Source organism: Zoogloea oryzae (assembly GCF_030161255.1).
GTDB lineage: Bacteria > Pseudomonadota > Gammaproteobacteria > Burkholderiales > Rhodocyclaceae > Zoogloea > Zoogloea oryzae.
On sequence record NZ_BSPX01000132.1, the window covers coordinates 1 to 5,559 of the forward strand.

Annotated in this window: 6 protein-coding genes; 3 read left to right on the forward strand and 3 right to left on the reverse strand. The window is 70.8% G+C overall.

The genetic code is table 11. The features are described 5' to 3' along the window. Together QQK25_RS22030 and QQK25_RS22035 are read right to left on the reverse strand one after the other, a co-directional pair. Positions 1 to 702: TolC family protein (locus QQK25_RS22030; protein WP_284189888.1), on the reverse strand; the 702-nt coding region annotated here is incomplete at its 3' end. A gap of 28 nt (positions 703 to 730) precedes the next feature. Then, complete coding sequence (locus QQK25_RS22035) at positions 731 to 1,045, reverse strand: copper-binding protein (RefSeq protein ID WP_284189889.1); 315 nt, start codon at positions 1,043 to 1,045, stop codon at positions 731 to 733. Positions 1,046 to 1,181: 136 nt separating this feature from the next. Between QQK25_RS22035 and QQK25_RS22040 the strand changes: the two genes are divergently transcribed. Continuing rightward, positions 1,182 to 1,865, forward strand: coding sequence for a heavy metal response regulator transcription factor (locus tag QQK25_RS22040; protein WP_284189890.1), 684 nt, complete (start codon positions 1,182 to 1,184; stop codon positions 1,863 to 1,865). Further along, positions 1,856 to 3,262: a heavy metal sensor histidine kinase gene (locus QQK25_RS22045; protein ID WP_284189891.1), complete on the forward strand. Its 1,407-nt coding sequence runs from the start codon at positions 1,856 to 1,858 to the stop codon at positions 3,260 to 3,262. Before QQK25_RS22040 ends, QQK25_RS22045 begins: the two co-directional genes overlap by 10 nt. A 9-nt stretch (positions 3,263 to 3,271) precedes the next feature. Here the strand turns inward: QQK25_RS22045 and QQK25_RS22050 are convergent, their stop codons facing one another. Further along, complete coding sequence (locus tag QQK25_RS22050) at positions 3,272 to 4,777, reverse strand: TIR domain-containing protein (protein ID WP_284189892.1); 1,506 nt, start codon at positions 4,775 to 4,777, stop codon at positions 3,272 to 3,274. A 167-nt stretch (positions 4,778 to 4,944) separates the two neighbouring features. On the opposite strand from QQK25_RS22050, the gene QQK25_RS22055 reads away from it, so the two are divergent. After that, on the forward strand, positions 4,945 to 5,559 hold a 615-nt coding region (locus QQK25_RS22055; protein ID WP_284189893.1), incomplete at its 3' end, for an exodeoxyribonuclease V subunit gamma.

Here is a 5,559-nt window from a genome sequence, read left to right on the forward strand (position 1 = left end):
ATCCAGCGCGCCCGCCGGCGGCAGCGGGCGCAGGCTGGTGGGCGCCTCCAGCGGCGCGCTGGCGGGGCGGGCGAGCAGGGTGTTCACGCGGGCGCGTGCCTGGCGGTCCTCGTTGTCGAGGGCGAGGAGCTCGGTGCGCATCCCGGTCTGTTCGATCTGGGCGCGGATCACGTCCTGCTGGGCGGCGAGGCCGCCGGCGTAGCGGGCCTGGGCGACCTTCTCGAGGCGGGTGGACAGATCGAGCAGCTCGCGGGTGAGCGCCGCGTTGTGGTGGATGTACTGGTACTGGGCGTAGGCCGTTTTGATGCGCGCGGAAAGCTCGGCCCAGGTGCCGGTGGCCCGGCCGTCGGCGGCCCGGGCGTCGAGCTCGGCGATCTCGCGCTTCAGCTCGCGCTTGCCGAGCCAGGGTACATCCTGCATCAGCAGGTAGCGGGTGCTGCCCACCCGCGCCGGCAGCACCGAGGGGTTCTGCTCGCCCATGCGGGTGATGTCGCGCAGCTCGGTGCGGAACTTCGGGTCGGGCAGCGCGCCGGCCGGGACGATGCGCTCGGCGGCGGCTTCGGCCTCGTAGCGCATCGCGGCGTATTCCGGGTTGCGGCTGCGGGCGTAGTCGAGGAGCGATTCGAGGCTGGCGCCGGGCGTCTGGGCCTGGGCGGTGGCGGCCAGCGCCAGCAGCAGCGCGGGAGCGAGGTGGCGGATCATGGCGGCGGCGCCTTGGGGCTCAGGGGGCTCAGGGGCGCTCGATGCGGGTGACGGTGAGCACGCCACCGGTGTCTTCCATCCCGAAGCGGATCTTGTCGCCGGCCTTGAGCTGGTCGAGCCACGCGGGGTTCTTGACACCGAAGGCCATGGTCATCGCCGGCATGCCGTTGGGCAGCGGGCCGTGGGAGAGGGTGAGCTTGCCGGCGGGCTTGTCGACCTTCTTGACGGTGCCGTCCACCAGCGCTGCGGCGGCGGGAGCGGCGTGATTGTGGCCGGCGTGCTTGTCGGCGGCAAAAGCGGGGGTGGCGGCGAGGATGGCGAGGGCGGCGAGCAGGGCTTTCATGGCGGTTCCTTGAAGGGCTTTGGCCGATTGTGGCAAGTCGAGCCCGACAGGAAGCTGACCCCAAGATTACATCTCTGTAATCTTCGGCCAGGCGCGGCGGTCCACGGCAGACTGGCAGCCATCCGAGGAGAAGGTATTGAAGATTCTGATCGTTGAGGACGAACCTAAAACTGGCGCCTATACGAAGCGGGGGCTGGCGGAGGCCGGTTTCACCGTGGATCTCGCCGTCGACGGCCTGGACGGGCTTCACCTGGGCCTGGCCGAGGCCTACGACCTGATCGTGCTCGACGTGATGCTGCCAGGCCTCGACGGCTGGCAGGTGCTGGAAACCCTGCGCAAGGCCGGACGCGAGACGCCGGTGCTCTTCCTCACCGCCCGCGACAGCGTGGACGACCGGGTGAAGGGGTTGGAGCTGGGCGCCGACGACTATCTGGTGAAGCCCTTCGCCTTTGCCGAGCTGCTGGCCCGGGTGCGCACGCTGCTCCGCCGGGGCACCAAGACCAAGGAGCTCGACGCCCTGCAGGTGGCCGATCTGGAGCTCGACCTGCTGCGCCGCCGGGTGACCCGCGCCGGCCGGCGGATCGACCTGACCGCCAAGGAGTTCGCGCTGCTGGAGCTGCTGCTGCGCCGCCAGGGCGAGGTGCTGCCCCGCTCGCTGATCGCCTCGCAGGTGTGGGACATGAACTTCGACAGCGACACCAACGTGGTGGAGGTGGCCGTGCGCCGCCTGCGCGCCAAGATCGACGACGACTTCGAGCCCAAGCTGATCCGCACCGTGCGCGGCATGGGCTATGTGCTGGAGGCGCCCCCATGCCCGTGAGCGGCCGGCGCACCTCGCTCACCGCGCGGCTCACGCTGCTGTTCGCGGCCGCATCGACGGTGGTGCTGCTGGTGCTGGGCTGGATCGTCGCCGGTTCGGTGGAGCATCACTTTGAAGAGCAGGACATGGCCGAGCTGAACGGCCGGCTGGTACAGGTGGGGCGCCTGCTCGACAAGCTGCACTCGGCGGCCGAACTCGAAGGCGCGCTGCGCCCGCTGGAGGATTCGCTGGTCGGTCACCACGGCATCACCATCGCGGTGCTCGGGCCAGACGGCGTGATCCACAGCGCCGGCCACGGCGCGGCGTTTCCGGCGACGCGGCTGGGCAGCGGGCCGGCAAACGGCCTGCCCCAGGTGTGGGAGGACGAGGGCGCGGCGTACCGGGGCCTGGTGGCGCCGGTGGCCACGGGCATCCCCGACGCACCGACGCTGCGGGTGGGCGTCGCCACAGACATCGCCCATCACCGCAGCTTCATGGATTCGTTCATGCACACCCTGTGGTGGGTGGTGCTGGGGGCGTCGCTGGCCACCGGGTTGCTGGGCTGGTTTGCCGCCCGCCGGGGGCTGGCGCCGCTGCGGGCGATGGGCCACCGGGCCGGCGAGGTGAGCGCCCAGCGCCTCGACCACCGCCTGCCCGCCGACACCGTGCCGGCCGAGCTCGCCGAGCTGGCCGATTCCCTCAACGACATGCTGGCGCGGCTGGAGGAATCTTTCCGGCGGCTGTCGGATTTTTCGTCCGATCTGGCCCACGAGCTGCGCACCCCGGTGAGCAACCTGATGACCCAGACCCAGGTGGCGCTGACCCGCGCCCGGGACGCCGACGCCTATCGGGAGGTGCTCGAATCCAACGCCGAGGAGTTCGATCGGCTGTCGCGCATGATCGGCGACATGCTGTTCCTCGCCAAGGCCGAGAACGGGCTGATCGTGCCGGGGCTGGCGCGCTTTCCGCTGGCCGACGAGGTGTCGGCGCTGTTCGAGTTCTACGGCGCGGTGGCCGAGGATAACGGCGTCACCCTGCGCCTCTCGGGCCGGGCCGATGTGGCAGGCGACCGCCTGATGCTGCGCCGGGCCATCGGCAACCTGCTCTCCAACGCCCTGCGCCACACGCCGGAAGGCGGCACGGTGACGGCCACCGTGGCGCCGGCAGTGGATGAATCCGGCCGGCCCGGGGTACGCCTTGCCATCGCCAACACCGGCGAGCCGATCCCCGCGGAGCACCTGCCGCGCCTCTTCGACCGCTTCTATCAGGCCGACGCCGCCCGCCGCCACGGGGGCGAGGGCGCCGGGCTGGGGCTGGCGATCACCCGCTCGATCCTGCGCGCCCACGGGGGTGACGTGACGGCCCGCGTCGAAGACGGGCAGAACGTCTTCGAGATGTGGCTGCCGCTGGCGGACTGATCCCCGCCGCTAGGGCTTGGGCGCCGACGCCACGACGATCTGGGCCAGCAGCGCGTCGTTGAAATGCAGCGCCTTCAGGGCTTCGGGCGGGCGCGGAATCGGCGGGCCTTCGATGGGCACGGGCTGGATGTCCGGCGGGTTGTCGTCCTGGCCGGCCTTGCGGGCCAGGGCGTAGTCGATCTCCTTCTGCACCCACTCGGATTGCGCGGCCGCGCTGGACCAGAACAGGTAGAGCACGTCGCAGTTGTCGATCTCCCGGTACAGGGCTTTCTCCCAGCGCTCGCCGGGCTCCAGGCTCAGCACGTCCTGGAAGACGGTGATCCCGGCCCGCTGGAAGCCCTGCACGCGCTTGAGCACCTCGGCGCGATCCTTCGACGAATAGGAGATGAAGGCCCGTCGGTAGCGCCGGGCCCGGACTTCGCGGGCATCGGCGTCCTCTGCCGGCGTGCCGGCCGGGGCGAGGCCCACCTGAAAGCGCAGGGACCCGGCGGGCATGCCGTCCACGGCAAAACGGATGCGGCCGATGGCGCTGGCGCCCGGCGCGTCGGCGGGCACCGTCACGTCGAACTGCACCGGCGTGATCCGCCCCCGCCAGGTGACGAAGGCGTCGGGCTCGACCACGGTGAGGCCGGGCATCTCGAGATGCAGGTCGATCCGCGCGCCGCGGGGGATGTCGAGCGGCAGGGAATAGCTGCCGCGTCGGGTGGCGGTGTCGTCGGCCTGCTTGGCCTGGGCGTCCACGGCGGCTGACGCATCTGGCGGATACAGGAAGCACTGGACGAGGAAGCTGCTTTCCCGCGCCACCGTGGGCGGGCAGAACACTGCGGCATCCACCGCTTCGGCGTTGGGCGGCGGAGCGGGTTCGGCGCTGCGGTCGGCGGCGGGCAGGGCAGGCGTGGCCGGAGGTGCCGGGGCGGGCGGTGGAGGCGGTTCGGGTGGTTCGGCGCCGGCGGTGGGGATCTCGAAGGTCGGCATCTCGAAACTGCGCGCGGGTGGTTTGGCGTGCTTGAAGCTCGTCTCGTGGTGATGCACGCCCGGTGTGGAAGGATGGCCGCCCAGCAACTCGTCGCCGCCACCTGTGGAGCGGGAATGGAGACCGAAGTCCGGCTTGCCATCGGAAAACCCAAACCCCCGATCGGTCCGGAACGCGTCGAAGTTCAGATGTCGGTCTGGCTGGTCGATGGTCGGCCGGAGCGTGGCCAGCGTGGGCGGAAGCTTGTGCAGCGGATTGCCGGCGACGCGGAGTTCGGCCAGATTCGGGAGTTGGGCGAGGATGTCCACATCCACCAGCTGGTTGCCGCTGACGTCCAGATAGCGCAGTGCCTTGAGGTGGGCGATGCGCGGGTCGAGTCGGGTGAGCTGGTTGTCGCCCAGGTCGAGCCATTCCAGGTCGACCAGCAACCAGAGTTCGTCGGGCAGTTCGGTCAGCCCGTCGCCGCGCAGGCTGAGGGTGGCGGGGTGGGTGCGCAGGGCTTCGGCGATGGCGCGGCGGGCGCGCTCGATGGGGTTGGTCATGGCGGGGCTCCCGGGTGGGTTTCCATCTTCATAGCGTAGCTCAAGCGGGCGGGCATGGTTCCGGCTTCGGCGGGTTTTGTCGGTGGTGGCGGCAACGCACGGCAGACGCGGCTTTCCGGCGCATCGCCCAGGCCCTACAATCCGCCGCGTCCTGACGGGAGTTCACCTTGCATTTCACACCGCTGCCACCCGGGCTGATGCTGGTTCACGGCAATCGCCCCGAAGCCCTGCGCGACCTGCTGGTCGCGTGGATCCGGCGCTATCCGCTCGCCCCGCTGGAAACCGAGACCCTGCTGGTGCATAGCAACGGCATCGCCCAGTGGCTGCGCCTGGCGCTGGCCGAAGATCCGGCCGAGGACAGCGTGGGTGGCGGCTGCGGGATTGCCGCAGGGCTCGACATGTCGCTGCCGTCGCGCTTTCTGTGGCAGGTGTACCGGGCCGTGCTGGGCCGCGACGCGGTGCCGGAAGTCTCGCCCTTCGACAAGCCGCTGCTCATGTGGCGGCTGATGCGCCTTCTGCCCGACGTGATGGGCGAGGCGGCTTACGCGCCGCTGCGGCGCTTCCTGGCGTCCGACGCTGACCTGCGCAAGCGCTTCCAGCTGGCCGAGCGGCTGGCGGATCTGTTCGACCAGTATCAGGTGTATCGCGCTGACTGGCTGGCCGCGTGGGCGGCCGGCGACGATGTGCTGATCCGCGCCGGCGGCGATCGCGTGCCGCTGCCCGACGAGCAGCGCTGGCAGGCCAGCCTGTGGCGGGCGTTGCTGGCCGACGTGGGCGGCGGC